Annotated in this window: 18 protein-coding genes and 1 pseudogene; 12 read left to right on the top strand and 7 right to left on the bottom strand. The window is 32.6% G+C overall.

Going from position 1 to position 19,579, the window contains the following annotated elements; genetic code table 11:
• Positions 1-109 precede the first annotated feature (109 nt).
• The 3 genes from AMQ68_RS17065 (at position 110) to fmt (ending at position 4,587) form a co-directional block, all read left to right on the top strand.
• On the top strand, positions 110-1,561 hold the full coding sequence (locus AMQ68_RS17065) for an OmpA family protein (RefSeq protein ID WP_054511807.1): 1,452 nt from the start codon (positions 110-112) through the stop codon (positions 1,559-1,561).
• Positions 1,562-1,645: 84 nt separating this feature from the next.
• Positions 1,646-3,547: an ATP-dependent DNA helicase RecQ gene (locus AMQ68_RS17060; RefSeq protein WP_054511806.1), complete on the top strand. Its 1,902-nt coding sequence runs from the start codon at positions 1,646-1,648 to the stop codon at positions 3,545-3,547.
• Positions 3,548-3,639: 92 nt separating this feature from the next.
• Positions 3,640-4,587 (top strand): methionyl-tRNA formyltransferase, encoded by a 948-nt coding sequence (gene fmt, locus AMQ68_RS17055; protein WP_054511805.1) that lies wholly within the window; start codon positions 3,640-3,642, stop codon positions 4,585-4,587.
• Between the two features lie 47 nt (positions 4,588-4,634).
• On the opposite strand, the gene ribB is transcribed toward fmt, so the two are convergent.
• Positions 4,635-5,756 carry a 3,4-dihydroxy-2-butanone-4-phosphate synthase gene (gene ribB, locus AMQ68_RS17050; protein ID WP_054511804.1) on the bottom strand — a complete coding sequence of 374 codons (1,122 nt, stop codon included), beginning with the start codon at positions 5,754-5,756 and terminating at the stop codon, positions 4,635-4,637.
• A 67-nt stretch (positions 5,757-5,823) separates the two neighbouring features.
• Positions 5,824-6,828, bottom strand: coding sequence for an LLM class flavin-dependent oxidoreductase (locus AMQ68_RS17045; RefSeq protein WP_054511803.1), 1,005 nt, complete (start codon positions 6,826-6,828; stop codon positions 5,824-5,826).
• Between the two features lie 206 nt (positions 6,829-7,034).
• Between AMQ68_RS17045 and AMQ68_RS17040 the strand changes: the two genes are divergently transcribed.
• Positions 7,035-8,252, top strand: a complete 1,218-nt coding sequence (locus tag AMQ68_RS17040; RefSeq protein WP_054511802.1) for an endonuclease/exonuclease/phosphatase family protein — start codon at positions 7,035-7,037, stop codon at positions 8,250-8,252.
• Between the two features lie 16 nt (positions 8,253-8,268).
• Positions 8,269-8,718 carry a hypothetical protein gene (locus AMQ68_RS17035; protein ID WP_071254878.1) on the top strand — a complete coding sequence of 150 codons (450 nt, stop codon included), beginning with the start codon at positions 8,269-8,271 and terminating at the stop codon, positions 8,716-8,718.
• Positions 8,719-8,773: 55 nt separating this feature from the next.
• Here the strand turns inward: AMQ68_RS17035 and AMQ68_RS17030 are convergent, their stop codons facing one another.
• A complete protein-coding gene (locus tag AMQ68_RS17030) occupies positions 8,774-10,900 on the bottom strand; it encodes a helix-turn-helix domain-containing protein (protein WP_054511801.1) in 2,127 nt (708 codons plus the stop codon).
• Between the two features lie 84 nt (positions 10,901-10,984).
• On the opposite strand from AMQ68_RS17030, the gene AMQ68_RS17025 reads away from it, so the two are divergent.
• Entirely contained in the window at positions 10,985-11,440 is a 456-nt protein-coding gene (locus tag AMQ68_RS17025; protein WP_054511800.1) for a hypothetical protein, read from the top strand.
• A 193-nt stretch (positions 11,441-11,633) separates the two neighbouring features.
• Here AMQ68_RS17025 and AMQ68_RS17020 read toward each other — a convergent pair whose 3' ends face one another.
• Positions 11,634-12,170: a gamma carbonic anhydrase family protein gene (locus AMQ68_RS17020; RefSeq protein WP_054511799.1), complete on the bottom strand. Its 537-nt coding sequence runs from the start codon at positions 12,168-12,170 to the stop codon at positions 11,634-11,636.
• Positions 12,171-12,175: 5 nt separating this feature from the next.
• Positions 12,176-12,757: a hypothetical protein gene (locus AMQ68_RS17015; protein WP_054511798.1), complete on the bottom strand. Its 582-nt coding sequence runs from the start codon at positions 12,755-12,757 to the stop codon at positions 12,176-12,178.
• A 95-nt stretch (positions 12,758-12,852) separates the two neighbouring features.
• Here AMQ68_RS17015 and AMQ68_RS17010 point away from each other — a divergent pair, with 95 nt between their 5' ends.
• The 5 genes and pseudogenes from AMQ68_RS17010 to AMQ68_RS16990 all read left to right on the top strand — a co-directional run bounded on the left by AMQ68_RS17010 (position 12,853) and on the right by AMQ68_RS16990 (position 16,270).
• Complete coding sequence (locus AMQ68_RS17010) at positions 12,853-13,731, top strand: NifU family protein (protein WP_054511797.1); 879 nt, start codon at positions 12,853-12,855, stop codon at positions 13,729-13,731.
• A gap of 9 nt (positions 13,732-13,740) precedes the next feature.
• The gene (locus AMQ68_RS17005; protein ID WP_054511796.1) at positions 13,741-14,196 is read left to right on the top strand and encodes a hypothetical protein; all 456 of its coding nucleotides are present in this window, start codon (positions 13,741-13,743) and stop codon (positions 14,194-14,196) included.
• Positions 14,196-15,219, top strand: a pseudogene (hemH, locus tag AMQ68_RS17000) (ferrochelatase). Before AMQ68_RS17005 ends, hemH begins: the two are co-directional and overlap by 1 nt.
• Before the next feature lie 563 nt (positions 15,220-15,782).
• Positions 15,783-16,013, top strand: a complete 231-nt coding sequence (locus AMQ68_RS25135; RefSeq protein ID WP_123905733.1) for a hypothetical protein — start codon at positions 15,783-15,785, stop codon at positions 16,011-16,013.
• Positions 16,013-16,270 carry a hypothetical protein gene (locus tag AMQ68_RS16990; protein ID WP_054511794.1) on the top strand — a complete coding sequence of 86 codons (258 nt, stop codon included), beginning with the start codon at positions 16,013-16,015 and terminating at the stop codon, positions 16,268-16,270. Before AMQ68_RS25135 ends, AMQ68_RS16990 begins: the two co-directional genes overlap by 1 nt.
• 96 nt (positions 16,271-16,366) lie before the next feature.
• Here AMQ68_RS16990 and AMQ68_RS16985 read toward each other — a convergent pair whose 3' ends face one another.
• A complete protein-coding gene (locus tag AMQ68_RS16985) occupies positions 16,367-17,413 on the bottom strand; it encodes a hypothetical protein (RefSeq protein ID WP_123905732.1) in 1,047 nt (348 codons plus the stop codon).
• A 4-nt stretch (positions 17,414-17,417) separates the two neighbouring features.
• On the bottom strand, positions 17,418-18,632 hold the full coding sequence (locus AMQ68_RS16980) for a type IX secretion system plug protein domain-containing protein (protein WP_054511792.1): 1,215 nt from the start codon (positions 18,630-18,632) through the stop codon (positions 17,418-17,420).
• 267 nt (positions 18,633-18,899) lie between these two features.
• Between AMQ68_RS16980 and AMQ68_RS16975 the strand changes: the two genes are divergently transcribed.
• The gene (locus AMQ68_RS16975) at positions 18,900-19,538 is read left to right on the top strand and encodes an MBL fold metallo-hydrolase (protein ID WP_054511791.1); all 639 of its coding nucleotides are present in this window, start codon (positions 18,900-18,902) and stop codon (positions 19,536-19,538) included.
• The last annotated feature ends 41 nt before the right edge of the window (positions 19,539-19,579 follow it).

The raw sequence follows: 19,579 nt of genomic DNA, 5'->3' as shown, positions 1-19,579 counted from the left end.
ATTTTCAGAATGTATTCTTAAAATTGCTTTTGATTTAAATTAAGTAAAAAGCATTAAAAACTTCATACTGGAAAATACAATCATTTATATAACTAAATAAAAATACACTATGAAATTAAGTTTAGCAATTATTGCATTTGCACTGGCTGTTCCTACAGCAAGTTATGCACAAGACTCAACGGCAGTTTCTTCAAACGGAAAATATCCAAATACATTTTCTTCTGGTTCTGCTAATGTTTCCCCATTTACACAGAAATCTAAAAGATTTAATGATTGGTCAGTTTCAATTGGTGCTGGGGTACCTTTGGTTCAATCTGCCGATTTAACGTCAATCAAAAACGGTAACGGTAAAAACCTTTTTGGCTATTCTGCTTACGTAAGTATTGACAAGGCTATTACTCATGCTTTTGGTATTAACCTTCAGTATGATAGAGGAGAAACTAGACAAGGATGGTTTAATACTAAAGACGCTGCACCTGTAGATGCTTCAAAATATCAACAAGTTGCTGGTAGAACTCAGTATGATGCGATCTCAATCTTAGGAGATATCAACTTCTCAAATCTTTTAAGAAGAGTTGATAACCATTCTACATACAGATGGGCACTACATGGTTATGCAGGTATTGGTACTTTAGCATACAAAGCGTACCAAAAAGATGAGACTGGACAAAGATTAATGACTGAAGTTAAACCTTTCAAACTGAATTCATTATTCGGTCAGGCAGGTGCTGGTCTTAAATTTAAAGTTAACAGAAGATTAGACATTGAAGGTAGAGTAATGTATGTAGTTACTGGTGATGATACTTTCGATGGCGGAGGAGCACCATACAGTGCTATAAACCAACGTGAAGAAAATACTTCAGATAACTTCTTCAATGCTACTTTAGGTATTTCTTTAAAGTTAGGGAAGCATGAATCTCACTTAATGTGGCATGATCCATTACAGGAAATCTATTACAAATTAGACGTTTTGGCTACTAAAAACCAAGATATCGAAGTTTGTAAAAAAGGAGATGCTGATAATGATGGTGTTTGTGATGATTGGGACAGACAACTTGATACTCCTGCTGGTGCAAGAGTTGACGGTGCTGGTGTAGCTCTTGACACAGACTTAGATGGAGTAATTGATCTTTACGACAAGTGTGTAACGGTTCCCGGACCTGTTGAAAACAACGGTTGTCCAACTACAACTACAGGACCGGTAGTAGAAACTGAAACTAAATTAGAAGGAATTGAGTTTGATTTAAATTCAGACAGAATCTTACCTTCTAATACACCAATCTTAAATAACGCGGTTAACTATATTAATACTTCAAGTGGTGCTTATAACGTAGTTGGTGCTACTGATACAAGAGGTACTGATGCTTATAATCAAAAATTATCTCAAAGAAGAGCTAATAACGTTAAAGATTATTTAGTTAAAAACGGTGTTCAGAACGGAAAACTTAATGCAATTGGTAAAGGTGAAAAAGACCTTAAATACCCAGAGTGTGAGCCAGCAACTAAGTGTCCTGAATGGAAAAACAGAGCAAACAGAAGAGTTTACTTTGAAGCTAAATAATAAACGAATTATTTAATTATATATTAAAGTCACGCATTGCGTGACTTTTTTTGTTGTCATAAATACTTTCCTTATTTTTACCTAATGATTTCCGAACAAGATTTTCAAAAATTAAAATATGAAACCCTGAAGTATTTTTGGGGCTATGATCAATTTAGAGATTCTCAGGAAGAAGTCATTAATTCAGTTTTAAACGAAAAAGATTCTTTGGTATTATTACCTACAGGAGCAGGAAAATCATTATGTTATCAACTTCCGGCTTTATTAAAAGAGGGAACATGTCTTGTTATTTCTCCTCTTTTAGCCTTAATGAAAGATCAGGTTAATCAATTAAAATTTCGTGGAATTGAGGCGGAATATCTCTCTTCAGAACTTGATGAATTCGATGCAGAAACAATTTATAACAGATGTAAAGATGGTTTAACAAAACTACTCTATGTTTCTCCGGAAAGAGTAACCAATAAACAATTTCTACAAAATATTGACGAAATACAATTGTCTTTTATTGCGGTAGACGAAGCCCACTGTATCTCAGAATGGGGACAGGATTTCAGACCCAGTTATCAGAATATAAAAGAATTTAGAAAAAATAATCCTAAAATTCCTTGCTTAGCTTTAACTGCAACGGCAACTCCAAAAGTTTTAGAAGAGATTAAAATAAAATTAGAACTTAAAAATCCTCAAGTTTTTCAGAAAAGTTTTAAAAGAGATAATATAAAAATCTTCACCGAAGAAGTTTCTGATAAATTCCAACGAATTTTTGATATTTTAAAATACAATAATGATTCAGGGATCATCTATGTCCGTACCAGAAAAGAAGCAGAGTTACTGACCGAATTTCTTCACAAGAATCAATTAAAAAATGTTGATTTCTTCCATGCAGGATTAACTACGAAAGAAAAGAACACCAGACAAAATCAATGGAACAAAAGTAATAATCATGTTTTAATTTCTACAAATGCTTTTGGGATGGGAATTGATAAAGACAATGTTCGTTTTGTTATCCACTTCTCTCCTGCTCCATCAATTGAAAATTATTATCAAGAGATTGGTAGATCCGGAAGAGATGGAAAAGACAGTTTTGCTTTCATGCTTTGGAACCAGCAGGAAATATCAAATTTTGATCAAATTTTAAAAAACCAAATTCCAAGTAAGAGTGAATTCTTGAGAATTATTAATTACCTCTACTCTATTTTTCAGGTTGCAGAATATGAATTACCCGAGAAAGTATTTCAGCTCAATACGATTGGGATTCAAAATTTCACGAAGTTATCTAATGCAAAAATCAAAAATGTATTGAATTTCCTTCACAATCAGGAAATCATCTATTTTAATGATAATAAAAGCTTGTCTTCTTTAGAACTTCTTATGAAAGCAGATGAAATTGAGCAACTGCCTAAAAAAGATGCCTATTTTATAGAGCTTTTACTTCGTACAATTTCAGGAATTACAACTCACAAAGTAATGTTCAGCGAGCAGCAAGTGAGTAATAAATTAGGAATAAGCATTCATTTGATCAAGGAAAGGCTTAAAGAATTACAACAAAAAAATTATCTGGAATATGTAGACGGTGCATTATCAAGCATAAAGTTTTTAAAACCCAGAGACGAAAGAGTTACAAATAGTGCGTATTGGAAACTTTTCGAACATATTCAAAAGAATAAAATCCAGAAATGGGAAGAAATGAAATTTTACACAGAGAATAATGACTACTGTAAAATGAAATTGATCATGGCCTATTTTGGAGAGAAAAACTCTAAAAACTGCGGTCAATGCTCGGTATGCGAGAAAAACAAACAGTCTATGTTTGGGAAAAATATTTCTCTTCAGATTATTAATCTTTTATCAAAAAAAGCATCTACAATTGAAGAGCTTTCTGTACAGTTGAGTTATCATCCCAAACAAAATATTTTAGAGAATCTTATTTATCTTTTAGATTCCGGAAAAGTAAAAATGCTAAACTTCAGAACGTACGCATTAGCATAGGTAATGAGTAATTGGTAATATTTTCATGGCTCGTTTTCTATTTTTTAAATCAATTAATTTTTCAATACTCAAAAGACTCCTATCTTTGTATTATGAAATCATTGAAAGTAGTTTTTTTAGGTACTCCAGAGTTTGCAAAAACTTCATTGGAAGCTGTTCATCAATCTCATCATGAAGTGGTAGGCGTTGTAACGGTTGCCGATAAAGCAAGTGGACGCGGACAAAAGATCAATCAATCTCCTGTAAAAATTTTTGCTGCAGAAAATAACATTCCGGTTTTTCAACCTGAAAAATTGAGAAATCCAGAGTTTTTGGAAGAGCTTAAAAAATTAGATGCTGATGTTTTCATCGTTGTCGCTTTCAGAATGATGCCTAGAGTTCTTTTTGAAATGCCTAAAATGGGTACATTCAACCTTCATGCTTCTCTGCTTCCTGATTATAGAGGTGCTGCCCCTATCAACTATGCTGTTATTAACGGAGAAGAAAAAACAGGAGCAACAACCTTCTTTATTAATGAAAAAATTGATGAAGGAAATATTTTACTTCAAGATGAATTAGAAATTTCACCTGATGAAAATGCAGGGACTCTTCATGACCGATTAATGACCATGGGTTCAAAATTGGTGGTAAAAACATTAGATGGTTTAGCGGAAAATTCAATTGAAGAAAAACCTCAACCAGAAGTTGAACATCCTAAAAATGCCTATAAAATATTTAAGGAAGATACAAGAATAGACTGGACTAAAACATCGAAAGAAGTTCATCAGTTTATTTTAGGAATGTCACCATACCCGGCTGCTTTTACGACGTTAAAAATTGGAGAAGAAGAAAAAGGTTTGAAAATATTTGGCGGAAAGTTTGAAATCGAAAACCACGGAAAATCTGTCGGAAGTTTAGATATTTCAAAAAATGAATTTAAAATCTATACCAAAGACGGTGTTTATTTTCCCTTAGAATTACAATTAGAAGGAAAGAAAAGAATGAATGTTAAAGATTTTCTGAATGGTTTCAGAAATTTCGACGAAATAAAAATGGCTTAAAAAAATAAACCTTCAAGGTTTTAAAAACCTTGAAGGTTTCTATATCATTAAAGTTGAACCAGCTCCGTCACCTCAACATCATATCCTCCAACCTGAGGTTTAATATTAGGGTTTTGAGTGATTACTTTAAACTTATTGATTCCTAAATTCTTTAAGATCTGTGTTCCAATACCGTAATCTCTGTAGTTATAAGCCAACGTTGGACGTTGTTCCTGACCATCTTGATAATCTAAGAATTGTTGTAACTTTTTCAGAGTATTTTCAGAGTTTGAAACGTTATTAATGAAAATAACAGCACCTTTTCCTGCCTCATTTACCATGCTTGTTACTTTCTCCAATAAAGGCTTTTCACCATTATTAAGTCTTGTTAACACATCAAAATAAGAATCAGAAGACTGTACTCTTACCAAAACAGGCTCATCAACCGTCCAAGTTCCTTTTGTTAAAGCAAAGTGAATTTGGTCATTCGAAGTTTCTCTGAAAGCATAAAAATCAAACTCACCATAAGCAGTTTTTACTTTTCTTTCTTCCAATCTTTCGATAAGATTTCCTTTTTTAAGCTGGTAGTGAATCAAATCTTCAATAGAAACAATTTTCATATCATGTTTCTGAGCAAAAACCTGAAGATCCGGTAAACGAGACATTGATCCGTCTTCATTCATGATCTCACAGATCACACCCCCTTCTTTTAAGCCCGCTAATTGAGTTAAATCAATCGCAGCTTCCGTATGTCCGGCTCTTTTTAAAACACCTCCTTTTTTAGCACGAAGCGGGAAAATGTGTCCCGGTCTCATGAAATCTGTAGGTTTTGAATTTTCATCCATCAAAGCCAAAATCGTTTTCGCTCTGTCACCTGCAGAAATACCGGTAGAAGTTCCGTTTCCTAAAAGATCAACAGAAACGGTGAACGCAGTTTCTTTAGGATCACTGCTACGGCTTACCATGATATCTAAACCAAGCTCGTCACATCTTTTTTCAGGAAGCGGCATACAAATAAGCCCTCTTCCGTGAACAGCCATAAAATTGATTAGTTCTGGTGTTGTAAGTTCTGCAGCACAAAGAAAATCACCTTCATTCTCTCTGTCTTCATCATCTACTACTATGATTATTTTACCATTTTTAAGGTCTTCAATGGCCTCCGGAATAGTATTTAATTTAATATCAGACATTTTTACTTTAGATTTTTGCAAAGATACTCATAAAAATAAGCATCTCCCAATTAATATAAATGGTTTGTTACGCTTTGAATAAAGAGTCTTTGGCTTTTCTGATGATGTCGTAAGAATGTAATCTTTTCTGATGATCGTAAATATGAGAATTGATCATTAATTCATCAACATTAAACTTCTCTTGGAAACTTTTTAACTTCTCTTCGATCTCAGATTGATCTCCGATGAAAGTATATCTCAACTTCTGTAGCACCATCGATTTTTCCATTGGGGACCATATATCATCCATATCATCAACAGGCGGAGAAAAAGGTTTTCTGTCATTTCTTACAATATTGATAAATGCCTGAAATAAAGTGGTAGAAAGTTTATGCGCTTCTTCTGTAGTTTCCGCTGCCACTCCATTCACACAAGCTAAAATATAAGGTTTGGCCAATTGTTTTGAAGGCTCAAAATGCTCTCTATAAATATTAAATGCCATTTCCATTTGTTCAGGAGCGAAATGCCCGGCAAATGCATAAGGAAGTCCTAATTCCGCAGCTAACCACGCACTATCAGTACTTGAACCCAAAATATACAAAGGAATATCTAATCCTTCTCCCGGAATGGCACGAACCAATGCATTAGAATTTTCTTTAGAGAAGTACTTTTGAAGTTCTAAAATTTGTCTTGGAAACTTTTCGTTGATACTTGCAGGATCTCTACCCAAAGCCTGAGCTGTTAAACCATCCGTTCCCGGAGCTCTTCCTAATCCAAGATCAATTCTTCCGGGGAAAAGAGATTCCAATGTTCCGAATTGCTCGGCAATGACTAATGAACTGTGATTTGGAAGCATAATTCCTCCCGATCCTACTCTTATTTTTTTTGTTCCGTTGGCAATAAAACCAATCAGAACCGAAGTTGCAGAACTGGCAATGCTTTCCATATTATGGTGCTCGGCAAGCCAGAATCTGTTATAATTAAGATTTTCAGTAAAGTTTGCTAAAGATAAACTGTCCTGAAAACTATCATGAATGCTTTTCCCTTGCTTTACAGGCGCAAGATCCAGCACAGATATTTCAAAGTTTTTCATATACGAGATATTTACTTTTTTAAAGGTGATCCGAAATCTCCTTTATCGATTTCATTTATTTTAAATCTAAACAAATTTAAAACATCTAAACTGCATTAGTTACTTTTTGTAATTGATAAGTCTGATGGTGTAGTTCAGGAAAAAACTATTGAAATTAAGTTTTAGATTAAATGATTTTAATTATACATTTTCTATTTTTGACAATCATGAAATTTGCAACACTTAATATTGATTGGGCGAGAAAAAAGGATTCTTTAAAAATTGAAGAATTAATCGATCAATTTGATTTTGACTTTTTAATCTTAACTGAAGCAATAAATCTTAACCTTAAAAATTTCAAGTATAAATATTTTTGTGAGCAGATCCCTGAGAATGTTATCTATGAAAATCTTAATTATACAGAATATTTAAAGGGAGAAAAAGCATTTCGAACAATTTTATATTCAAAATATCCTTGTATAAAAAAACATACTGTAACGGATGACAAAACAAATCAGGCTTTGGAATTTGAAACTGAATTTGGCAATTTTATTATCTACTGTACTATAATCGGAACTTGGTTTAATCGCAAACCTTTTGCTGAAAAAGAATTACAAAACACAATTCAGGATTGTAAAAAAATCTACTTAGTCAATAAGAATATTATTATTGTAGGAGATTTAAATACATCCTTTAAAAAAGGAGAAGAAAAATTTTCAATAAATTCGAAAACAACAGAAAGTTTACGTAATCTTTTTGATGATTTAGAACTAATGAATACAACTAAAGAAATTGATAAAAATATAGATCACATTATTATTCCTAAAACTTTTACGGAAAATAGTTTCGAAGCTAAAACTTTTGTTGATAAAGATGTTGTTAGTGATCATAAAGGAATTTATATTAAAATCATGATCAAAATTGAAAACTTTAATAAAAAAAAAGTGGAAATTGAAGCTTTTCAATCAACATTTATTATTTTAAAAATTGAAAATAAATTATTTCGTTTTGACTTTAAAAATAAAAAAGAAGCGTTCTTAAAACAGAAAGACACAGGAGTGTTAGCTTTTCATGAACATCATCCTCTACTCGTTAATCATAGCGAAAACAATCTTGAAGTTTTTATCAGCTCGAAACCTGAAAATATTGAAATGTTCATTGAAGACATTAAAAATTCAATTGATGAAATCACAAAAGGCTGGAGAAATTGGAAAGATTACTTTGAAATTAATATCGGAATTACTTATGACATCTTCCTACAAAATATTCGACAAGGATCAGGCATCATTTTAAAAGCACCTTTTTCAATTGTTGAAAGCATTGAAAGAATCTGTGAAAAACACAATGTAAAAATCACTTACTTTGGAGAGAAAAAGACAACTCCTCACCAATTAATTATGATTAATAATCAGTTTGTGATTGCTGAAGAATTCAATATAGCTTAAACTAAAAAAACAAACCATGAAATCAAAAATAATGTATCTCGAAAATAAATCAAGTGGTCACAGCGGATCATCGTGGATTGGTTTTGTAGAATTTTCAAAATCTGGTCAAACGGTTTATTTCAATAATAAAGCATTAAAAAAACTTAAAAATACAGGAATCTTAGGAAATCATTTTGATATAGAAACTGGAGAAGAATATTGGGTTTCGGGCGTAAAGAAAAATGGACAAGACCGCCATCAGTTTGGTAGTGGAAAAATTATGATTGATAAAAATTCAATGAATGAGTATTTAAAACTCGTTGATTTCAATATCGTTGATGAAAAATATTTCACCATCATTGAGTTTGCCCAAACTGATAAAAGTAGATTTAATGAAATCGAAAATATTGAAGTAGAATATAGAAATAATAGCAGAAGCGCTGATTATTTGGATAACAATCAGAGAAAATTAATCTTAGATATTTAAATAAAAAAAAGGATTAATAAATTTGAAGTCATTTACTAATCCCTTTTTTATTCTATTATTTATTTTTCTCCTTTTTAAAATTATAATGATTAATCAAAATCCTGATTTCATTAAATTCAAAACTACTTGGTAAGGCGTTTTTCCATTCCGTTAATGTTTCATGAGGCGTTTTGTAGAATACATCTTCAAAAGCTTTGATCTTATCTGTAGTAATGACTCTTGAAATATCTAACAATCCTTGTTCAGCAAATTTAGCCAAATGTCCGATTACCGTTTCTTTTACCAAACCTCTTTCAAATGCAACTTCTGCAATGGTTTTCCCTTGTTCAAACAGTTGAAAAGTCAGCACCTGAGAAGGAACTTTTGCAATTTTCATGCTGATTTCCTTGTCATTCTTTTCGTCTAAAAGTTTCGTTTCTAATAAATGAGCTTCTTTTAAACTATTCAGATATTCTTCTACATCTTCCAGCCAATTACGAAATTCTTCGTTGTATTGTTTTAAACCTTTTGCTCCTTTTATTTCAGCATAAAAATCTTTTAATGGACTGAAAACTTTATCTCTGATTTCCGTAAAAAAGAAATTGACCGCCCCTTTTGTTTTAGCTTCAATTTCAGACCATTCTTCTTTTTGATCAATGAAATTATTTACTTTTTGGGAAATCACTTTTTCAAGCTTTTCGAAAATTTTCCCCAATTGGGTTACTTCATGTTTTAGCTGGATATATAATTGATTGGTTTTAACGGTATCAATACTTTTTGTAACGATTGAAAGCTTATTCCATTCTTCCACTTCATTTAAAATCCATCTTGAATCTACGGTACGAAGCACTTTTTTAATGCTGTAATCGTATTTCTCCTGATTTAAAATAGCCTCCACATTATCATTCGCAAAAGTAGATCCCTGAAACTGCAGAATCCTGTTGTCTTTAAAAATAACTTCAGGCGTAATTTTAGATTTCAACACAATTCCTTCCAACGTTCGGCAACGCGATAAGGCAACATACACCTGACCCGCGGTGAAACTTTTTCCGGCATCAATAATCACTTTATCAAATGTCAATCCCTGACTTTTATGAATGGTAACTGCCCAAGCCAGTTTTATAGGAAACTGCTCAAAACTCCCTAAAACTTCTTCTTTAATATTTTTATCGGTGTCCAGAAAATATTTTTTCTGTTCCCAAACTTCTCTTTTTACGGTAATTTCTCTTTCGCTTCCGTCGAGAACTACTTTAATTTCATTTTCGTCTAAAGCGGAAATTTCACCCAGCTTTCCGTTAAAATATCTTTTTTCTCCGGAAATATCATTTCGGATAAACATCACCTGAGCGCCTATTTTTAATTCTAAAAATTGCTCGTTGGGAAACTGATTTTCTTTAAATTCACCGAAAAGTTTTGCTTCAAAAGTAGAAGGATCCACTTTTATTTCCTTTAATTTTTCCTGATTGATCTCATCTGCCATTCTGTTGTGCGAACACAAATAGACATAAGATTCAGTTCCCGTTTCAAATGCAGGATCATATCTTTCATTAAGTTGTTCAAAATCTATGCTTCCTACATCTCCATCACGAATGGCATTCAATATATCTAAAAAGCTTTCGTCAGATTGACGGTAAACTTTTGTTAATTCAATTGTCAATAAAGGAATCTCTTTGATGGCATGGCTATCAAAAAAGAAAGGAGAATTATAAAACATTTTTAAAATATGTTCGTCTCTCACCACCGGTGGAAGCTGATATAAATCTCCGATGAACAACATCTGAACGCCACCAAATCGTTGGCTATTTCTTCTGATAAATCGTAAAGAAAAATCCATCATATCCAAGACGTCTGCTCTCAACATTGAAACCTCATCAATAATCAAAACCTCTACCTCACGTAAAAGTTTAAGTTTATCTTTTCGATATTTGAAATGCGGCATCAGATCGGCAATATTATTCGCCAAACTGGTGTCAATACGATCGGTTGTAGGTAAAAAGGTTCGTAAAGGCAGCCCAAACATCGAGTGAATGGTAACCCCTCCCGCATTAATTGCAGCAATTCCCGTAGGAGCCACAACAATGTGCTTCTTTTTTGTACGTTTTACAAAATCGTTCAGGAAAGTTGTTTTCCCCGTACCTGCTTTACCTGTTAAGAAAATGCTTCTGTTGGTATATTCTATTAAGTCAAAAAAATGATTGTTCATCGCTGGCAAAATTACGGAAAATGAATTTGAATTTTTTATCTTGGCACAAGTTTTGAAAAATAGAGAATAGAAAAAATATATTTTATGAAAAAATTATTCATTCAGGTTCCATTTTTAGTATTATTTTCATTTTTTGCTTTGAATTCATGTAAAGCGAAAGTTGACTCTACTACTAATTTACCTAAAGACATTTCAGAAAGGCCTGCTGACGAAAGCAGTCAAAAATATGATCAGGCACAATTGGATAAATTAAGAGCCGAAATTGATGCTGAAATTTCTAAAGAAAAATGTACAAGTGCTACAACAAACGAATGGAAACCCGCTCCTATAGGATCTAAGGCTTGCGGTGGACCTAAATCTTATATCGCTTATCCTGCAAAATTAGAAGCTCAGATTTTACCAAAAATTGAAAGTTACAATACAAAAGAAGCTGAGTTCAATAAAAAATACAATATCACATCAGACTGTTCATTGGTTGGAGAACCGGCAGGAATAAGATGTATCAACGGAAAAGCAGAGGTTGTTTACCCTGTAGAATAAAATAACACAAACACTCGAACTCGATCAGGAGTTTTCTCACTAAGGATTTTTAAAAAAGCTCTGTCATTTTTTTGACAGAGCTTTTTTTGTGAAAAGGATTAATGTGAATTGTGAACCGTCAATTTTGCTTCACACGTGAATTTTACTTTTCTAAAAAATTAACGACGAAATTAATTCACCCTTGATTTTCAAACTATCTTTCAACTTCTTTCGCATTCTCTTTATACCAAGAAGAATATTTTACATAATTATTAGCAATTCTGTTGACCTCACCTTCTAATAGCTGAGCAGAAATATCTTTAATTTTTCTTGCAGGAACTCCACCCCAAACTTCACCAGATTTAATGTGCGTTCCTTGTGTTACCACAGAGCCTGCACCTACAATAGAATTTTCTTCTACCAAACAGTCATCCATTACGATAGAACCCATCCCGATTAATACATTATCCTGAATCGTACATCCATGAACAATAGCATTATGCCCCACCGAAACGTTATTCCCTATAATTAAAGGATATTTTTCATACGTACAATGTAACATTACATTATCCTGAACATTTACTTTATCCCCCATTTTGATGTAATTTACATCTCCTCTTATCACCGCATTATACCAGATGCTACAATCTCTACCCATCACAACATCACCAATGATTGTTGCAGTTTCAGCTAAAAAAGTATTTTCTCCTATTTGTGGTGATTTACCTAAAAGTTCTTTTATAAGTGCCATATTTTTTAATTTGATAATTTAAATTCTTTAATCGGAAGCCAGAAATAATTTTCTTTGAATGGCTGAAATTCATCTTTAAATTTTTCAAGTTTATTAAAATTATTTAAAGAAATAACCATTCCGTCGATATATCTTTTAGATAAAAATTTAGTTTTGTCGATTTCAGAAATAATTTCTAAACTTCGAACGCCATAAGATTTATAATTACTTTCAAACAAATAAATTATATATTCTAAAATTTCAGAACCCATCAACATATCTGCAGCCTCCAATTCATAATGTGCAAACTCAAAATCAATATTGATTTTTTTTAAATAATCATAAAAAAAATCTCTTATTTCATAAAAGTAAGGATTTTCATATAACTTGAAATTTGTGTTACTAGTTCCTAAACCTTCGATAAATACACGTAAAATATATAGTTTTTCTTCAAAAGTTTCATTATCCTCATGTTCAGCAACATCTGAATCTAAACTTACCTCGTCGTGATTTGATAAAACAATCTTTTTATTTTTAAAATCATTACATAATAATTCAGCATCAGTGTTATTATTAAAAACAATTCCGAATGAATAAAACCAACCCATAATTTTTAAATGACGTTAATAGCAAAAATCTAACTCCCCTCTTCCTACAATCCCACTTCTTATGCGTATTTTTGTAACTCAAATTTAACGAAAAAATGCATACTATACTTATAGAACCAACCGAAAACCCAAAAGTGATGAAATTTGTAGCAGACTACAACTTGATTCCGGGGTCTTTGGAGCTGGACAGAGATTCTGATATCTCAGAAATTCCTTTGGCACAAGAACTTTTTAACTATCCTTTTGTTGAAAGAATTTTTATTACAGCAAATTTTGTAGCCGTTGCAAAACAAGATACTGTAGAGTGGGAACACGTAGTTGACAGTTTGAAAAACATCATTGAAGACGAACTATTGGCCAACCCTAGAGTATATCTTCAAAAGAAAAAGGAAATGTATCAGATTTATGCAGAAATGACTCCAAATCCAGCGGTAATGAAGTTCGTTTCAAGCAAACTTTTATTGGACGGTTTTGTTGAAGTAAAATCTAGAGAACAGGCAGATGGAGTTCCTTTGGCTCAGGCTATTTTTAAAGAGTTTGATTTTACGAAGGAAGTTTTTATTTCTGATAATTTCGTAGCAGTAACAAGAGATAATTCTGTAGAATGGCACCAGGTAATGATGGCTGTTCGTGGATTGATCGCTGAATATTTACAAAACGGTGGTGAAATCTCCACAATAGAAGCTCAAACACACGAAAATCCTGTAGAAAAGATCATCAACAGAGATTATACCGATGATGAGCAGAAAATTTCTGATATCTTAAATGAATACGTTGCTCCTGCTGTAGAAAATGACGGTGGAAAGATTTCTTTAATGGAATACGTTCAGTCTACTAAAACAGCAAGAATGCTTTTACAAGGTGCTTGCTCAGGATGCCCAAGTTCTACCGCTACTTTGAAAAACGGAATTGAAGGTATTTTGAAACAATTCGTTCCTGATTTGGTAGAAAGAGTGGAAGCTGTAAACGGATAATTATTACATATGAGAATATTTCTTCTAGTTATTTGTTTCAGTATAAGTATTCTTTCATGCAAGAAAGAAACTGAGTCACATTCTAATATCAATCTCGGATTTCATGAAGATCTTGTGAAATCTCAATTAGCCAAAGACAGCCTTCAAAAGATGGATGTTGTTTTTGATAAACTTAATAAAAAGAATACGACTTTCCTGGATTATTATGTTCACTATTATTATAAGCTTGACAAAGAAACTCAGGACGAAATAAAAAAATCAAAGGGAGAAAATTTCCTAAGTGAACATCCTGAAGAATACTTTGCGCTGTTCACCAAAATAATCTCTGAGAAAGACGATAAATACCTTGCTTCTTTTGGAATAACAAAAGATGAGGAAATGCTTGCCAGAGAAGTGTATATTTTTCACTTAAAGAAAAACTATGGTCCGACTGTTGATGGACAACTGGAAAATCTAAATAAATAATGAAGGGAATTCTATTAGTAAATCTTGGCTCACCAAGATCAACGGCGGTAAATGATGTAAAGGAATATCTTGACGAATTCCTGATGGACGAAAAGGTAATTGATTATCGTTGGATCTTTCGAGCCCTTTTAGTGCGTGGAATTATTTTAAATACAAGACCTGCAAAATCTGCAGAAGCTTATAAAACGGTTTGGACAGAGCAAGGTTCACCCTTGATTGTGATCACTGAAAAAATTCAGAAAAAGCTACAGAAACTGGTAGATGTTCCTGTGGAAATCGGGATGAGATATGCTCAGCCAAGTATTGAAGCTGGAATTCAGAAATTAGTTGATCAAGGTGTTACCGAAATCGTGCTTTTCCCATTGTACCCGCAATATGCGATGAGTACAACGGAAACCGTTATCGATAAAGCAGAAGAAGTTAGAAAAAAGAGCTTCCCGAATATAAAGATCAATTATATTCAGCCTTTTTACAATAGAGAGATCTACACCGATTGTCTGGCAGAAAGTATCAGAGAAAAACTTCCTGAAAACTTCGATGCGCTACAGTTCTCTTATCACGGAGTTCCGGAAAGACACATTTATAAAACCGATCCTACAAAAACGTGTAATTTAAACGATTGCTGTTCTCGTGAAAATAATCCCAGTCATCAGTTTTGCTATCGCCATCAATGTTTTGGATGTGACCAATTCTGTTATTAAAAAATTAGGATTACCCAAAGAAAAAGTAATGGTTACGTTTCAGTCAAGATTAGGAAACGACAAATGGATGGAACCTTACACAGACGAAACTCTGGAAAGCATCGGTAAAAAAGGAGTGAAAAACCTGGCTATTGTTTGTCCGGCCTTCGTTTCTGATTGTTTGGAAACCCTGGAAGAAATTTCGGTGGAAGGAAAAGAACAGTTCCTACACGGAGGTGGAGAAAATTTCCATTATATCCCCTGTCTGAATGATGAAGACCGCTGGATAGAAGTTGTAAAAACTTTGTGTGAGGAAAAACTCAATGAATTTTATTTAGTTTAAAATATAGTAACCTTCGGAAACGGAGGTTATTTTTTTGTTTAAATATTGGTTTGCGTTGTCGGGAATTCCAACTGCTTCTATTTTGGAATAAAATCTGACTTTGTACTATTTATTTAATGGATACTTCGAATCCGCTCAGCATGACAGCTCTAATACTAACCGTCTTATTTTACGGTAATTTGTAGCGATGTCATGCTAAGCAGAGTCGAAGCATCTGTTTTTCACTACATCTTTTATGAGATTGCTTCACCCACGGTTCGCAATGACGGCTGCTGAAAGAATGATTACCACCTTAGCCCGGATTGCAGCGACATCCTTTTGGGTTGCGGGCGGAGCGAAGCAGAGCCTGTAACCCGAAAGATATAGCGGAAAGCTGGAAAAAGCTTCAAATAAAAAATAAAAGCAATATTTCAAACAGTACCCCCATTTTTTTTAAGTGCATATTTCAAAATAAATACAAATTTAAAACTACACCCCTGTTATTTTTAATAAATATTTTTAAATTTAATTATTTTCATTACCTTTACCCTATCAAAAAAACATCATTAACCTTAAAAATTAAAATGATGAATGCAACTGCCGAAATTTTAAAACACAAAATAGAAAGTTTTTCTCCAGAATTACTAGAAACCTTGGCAAGAATGGTAGAAAAATTAGAATCACAAAGTAGATTTTCCATTCCCCAGTTTCAAATGGATGAAGTTTTATACAGAGTTCAGTTTCACAACGAGAATCCTAGAACAAAACTAGATTTCTATGAAAACATTTCTGAATTAGAAAATAGCTTTGCTTAATGAAAGTGCTATTATCTTCTATTGCAAAAAATGACATAAGACTTCTTATGAGGGTTTTTAATGCTGAAAAAGAACATAAAGGAGCGTACTTTTTGGAAGACTTAAAAGAATCGATCAAACAGATTATAGAAAATCCCGAAGATCTGGAAGCAGAACACCTGCAAATGGCGATGCAAAACTTTCCCGTTTACATTCATTACCTTTTTGAGAATGAAAAAAGCTTATTTATTACCGCAATTTTCAAGGAGATTAATTAAAAGAAATGATTAAATAAAATATTCAACACATTTTTCAATACTATTTTATAGAACCTTATAGGCGTTGACACCTATAAGGTTTTTTAGTATTTAAATTTACCAATCTTTTTTTTCATTATTTTCTAAAAGCTGATAACTACTGAATCCAAAACTCTTTAAGTCGCAATCATTCATTTCATTCTTAATTTTTTTGATTAGCTCATCGTAGATTTTATTATAATGAATGGTTGCAGCTTTTAAAACATATATTTTGTTACTAGGTGGCCAAGCAGGACGATTGATATAAGTATTATTTTGTTCTATATAATTTAACATATCTAATGCATCTTTATTTTCATATGATGCAACAGCTCTAGCAAAATATAAAACGTCATTTGTAATATTTTCCTTTGAGGTAAGCTTATTTTTAATATTCTTTTCAAAGTAATCCTTTAACAACGTAAAAAAGATTTTATCTGGGAATGCTTCAATGCTTTTAAAAATTGATTCAACACAGTATCCATTGATACTATTATGAAAGACGCTATATAAAAAATTGACATCTTCTTTCTTATTAAACTTGCTCAAGGCATAGCAAGCTATCAACTGATCACCACACTTATCTTCGTTTTCAACCTTACTTTTATACTTAATTATATTATAATATTTTTCATTTGCATCTACATCTTTTATCATCCAATTAGAAACATCAAGAAATGGATATTCTAATAAAACTTTCTCTACAAGATATTTTTTTTGAATTGGCGATAAACCATTTTTATCATGAGCTTTTCTTATCATTAAATCTGAAACTTCAAAAACTCCACCAGCATCTTCATAGTACTGCCAAGTTACCTTAGCTGTGTCATCGAGATGCTTAATTAATAAATCAAAATATTCAGGTTCACTTCTATTTACTATAGCTCTGTAGGCTACTACTCTCAACAATGGATTCTTCGCATCTATAAGATTAATTAGCTCTTCTTTTGTAGCATTTTTTTCTAAAAATTTCTTGGCTATTGTATCAGAAGCAGGAAGTGATTTCTCTTTTGAAAGCCTAATTAAATAAGGCCTTAATTCTTTTCTAAAATCATCCACCTCATACTTTTTTTTGCATGATATAAAAACTAAAAGAATTAAGAATAAGTATATAGATTTACTCATTAAACTATTTTCTCACAGGAGTCCTAAACTCACCATATCCCATCAAACCATCATAACTTCTCCCAAAAGGAGCATAATATAAAAATGCCTGATACAGGTTTTCTGTTTGCCAGAAGTTTCCGTTAACCTCACCGAAATTCAACGAGCCGTTGGCTTCTTTTGTTGCCAGCACATAATTGTAAAAACCTTGTTTTAGAAATATTTTAGCCACATATCTTTTACCCGCTTCATCATATTGCATTTGATTTTCTTTGCTAGGCTTAAAATTATTAAATCCTCCCAACACATAAATTTCTTTGTCTACAGGATCAGATTCTAAAGAAAAATACACCCAAGAATAATCTGCCTCTCTTTCTGCATTTCTTTCAAGCCCCATGTCATTTCTTCTGTAATACCAAGCTCCGTTAACATCCGGTTGATATTGATAATTCAGTGGAAATGCCCAAACCGGATGAAGATAGGTTTGATTTACCCCATCTTTCAATTCTGTGTTACTCACCATATCGGCAGCAATATTCATGTTTTTATTATCGAAATAATAAAATTCATTGTTTCCAGGAAAAGTAAGATTCATCTGCTGGAAAAGCAATTTATTTCCTAAAGTAGCACTTGGCTTTAGATTATTAACCGTGACATTCGGGTTGTTATTCTGCATCACATTCAAACTCATTGAATTGACATTAGACGAAAGATCTCCCCCTTTTGAAATCGCCTGCACTTCTACCCTTTGGTTAACATTTGGATTTTTTGCATCTGCTATTCTTGAAATATTCAATCCTAAGCTGGCATTATCCTCAACCAGATAAAACCTTCTTTTAAAAAGCGGCTTATCCACAGAATCTTTATACACAATCAGTTCAAAATTCCCTGAAACCTTTGGCTGTATTTTATCATTAGGAAACGTCAGCGCGTAATGCGTATAAGGTTGCAATGTATTGAACGAGTATTGAAACTTATCAATTAAATCATTCAAGCTTCCATTGGCAAACTCTGTAAAAAAAAGATTATCATCATTCCAATTTCTGTCATAATGCTTAAGGGTATACCTAAAAATATCACTAGAATTCGTAAGATCATCAAAACTTAAAACCAATTTCTGATTAAAGTTAATGACTGGAGTTTCATCGTTCGTCTGAGGGTTGAACAATTGTATACTTTGGATGTTTTGTCCAAAAACCAAACCACTCAAAGAAAGTAAAAGTATGCGCAAAGTTTTCATTATGACGAAGATAACGAAAAATCATTTTTAAACCACAAAACGTGAAGATCTTTATTCAGTTGAATTGCTTTTTAACATTAAAAACAGCAAATGCTTCAACTTCGCTCAGCATGACATTTCTAATACTAACTGTTTTATTGTAACACACTTTTTTAGCGATGTCATGCTGAGCGTAGTCGAAGCATCTTAAATAATTAAAAACTGATTCTGGTGTTTTAAACAATAACTATTATAGCTAAATTTGTCCTAATAAAAAACATTCAGCATATGCTTCAAATTCAAGGCTTCGTATTCAATTTTGCAAGCGAAAACACCTATATCATTTATAACGAAAATAAAAATGCCTGGTTGATTGATCCGGGAAATATGAATGAACAGGAAACAAAAGCGATTGATACTTTCATCACAGAAAACGAATTAAAGATCCAGAAAATATTACTAACACACGCTCACATTGACCATGTTCTGGGTTTACAATGGGCTTTTGATACATTTAAAGTTCCTGTGAGTTTACATAAGGATGATCAGGAAGTATTGGATATGCTCCAAGCAAGCGGAATGAGATTCGGTTTCCAAATCAACCCCGTAAAGGTAGAAGTAGAATACGTAAATGAAGGTGATGAATTAGAATTAGACGGAGAAAAATTCAAAATCTATCATGTTCCGGGACATTCTCCAGGAAGTGTTGTTTATCATAATGAAAATCAGAATTTCATGATTTCGGGTGACGTTCTTTTTGAAGGAAGCATCGGAAGAACCGATCTTTACAAAGGAAATTACGATCAATTAATTGATGGGATTAAAACAAAACTTTTCATTTTAGATGATGAAACACAAGTTTTTTCAGGTCATGGAAACCCTACGTCAATCGGTTTTGAGAAGCAACATAACCCGTTTTTGAAATAAGGATTTGAGTTTTAAATTTTGGACATCTATAAGTTTTGGCT

Origin of the sequence: Chryseobacterium sp. ERMR1:04, from assembly GCF_001297705.1 — a bacterium.
Lineage (GTDB): Bacteria > Bacteroidota > Bacteroidia > Flavobacteriales > Weeksellaceae > Chryseobacterium.
Note: the sequence above shows the minus strand (reverse complement) of the source record. Positions and strands in the feature narration are given on the sequence as shown.

What these genes read in the sequence shown, in the direction of transcription:
- AMQ68_RS17065 (WP_054511807.1), top strand. Translation starts at nt 110, where the DNA reads ATGAAATTAAGTTTAGCAATTATTGCATTTGCACTGGCTGTTCCTACA.
- AMQ68_RS17060 (WP_054511806.1), top strand. Translation starts at nt 1,646, where the DNA reads ATGATTTCCGAACAAGATTTTCAAAAATTAAAATATGAAACCCTGAAG.
- fmt (WP_054511805.1), top strand. Translation starts at nt 3,640, where the DNA reads ATGAAATCATTGAAAGTAGTTTTTTTAGGTACTCCAGAGTTTGCAAAA.
- ribB (WP_054511804.1), bottom strand. Translation starts at nt 5,756, where the DNA reads ATGTCTGATATTAAATTAAATACTATTCCGGAGGCCATTGAAGACCTT.
- AMQ68_RS17045 (WP_054511803.1), bottom strand. Translation starts at nt 6,828, where the DNA reads ATGAAAAACTTTGAAATATCTGTGCTGGATCTTGCGCCTGTAAAGCAA.
- AMQ68_RS17040 (WP_054511802.1), top strand. Translation starts at nt 7,035, where the DNA reads ATGAAATTTGCAACACTTAATATTGATTGGGCGAGAAAAAAGGATTCT.
- AMQ68_RS17035 (WP_071254878.1), top strand. Translation starts at nt 8,269, where the DNA reads ATGAAATCAAAAATAATGTATCTCGAAAATAAATCAAGTGGTCACAGC.
- AMQ68_RS17030 (WP_054511801.1), bottom strand. Translation starts at nt 10,900, where the DNA reads ATGAACAATCATTTTTTTGACTTAATAGAATATACCAACAGAAGCATT.
- AMQ68_RS17025 (WP_054511800.1), top strand. Translation starts at nt 10,985, where the DNA reads ATGAAAAAATTATTCATTCAGGTTCCATTTTTAGTATTATTTTCATTT.
- AMQ68_RS17020 (WP_054511799.1), bottom strand. Translation starts at nt 12,170, where the DNA reads ATGGCACTTATAAAAGAACTTTTAGGTAAATCACCACAAATAGGAGAA.
- AMQ68_RS17015 (WP_054511798.1), bottom strand. Translation starts at nt 12,757, where the DNA reads ATGGGTTGGTTTTATTCATTCGGAATTGTTTTTAATAATAACACTGAT.
- AMQ68_RS17010 (WP_054511797.1), top strand. Translation starts at nt 12,853, where the DNA reads ATGCATACTATACTTATAGAACCAACCGAAAACCCAAAAGTGATGAAA.
- AMQ68_RS17005 (WP_054511796.1), top strand. Translation starts at nt 13,741, where the DNA reads ATGAGAATATTTCTTCTAGTTATTTGTTTCAGTATAAGTATTCTTTCA.
- AMQ68_RS25135 (WP_123905733.1), top strand. Translation starts at nt 15,783, where the DNA reads ATGATGAATGCAACTGCCGAAATTTTAAAACACAAAATAGAAAGTTTT.
- AMQ68_RS16990 (WP_054511794.1), top strand. Translation starts at nt 16,013, where the DNA reads ATGAAAGTGCTATTATCTTCTATTGCAAAAAATGACATAAGACTTCTT.
- AMQ68_RS16985 (WP_123905732.1), bottom strand. Translation starts at nt 17,413, where the DNA reads ATGAGTAAATCTATATACTTATTCTTAATTCTTTTAGTTTTTATATCA.
- AMQ68_RS16980 (WP_054511792.1), bottom strand. Translation starts at nt 18,632, where the DNA reads ATGAAAACTTTGCGCATACTTTTACTTTCTTTGAGTGGTTTGGTTTTT.
- AMQ68_RS16975 (WP_054511791.1), top strand. Translation starts at nt 18,900, where the DNA reads ATGCTTCAAATTCAAGGCTTCGTATTCAATTTTGCAAGCGAAAACACC.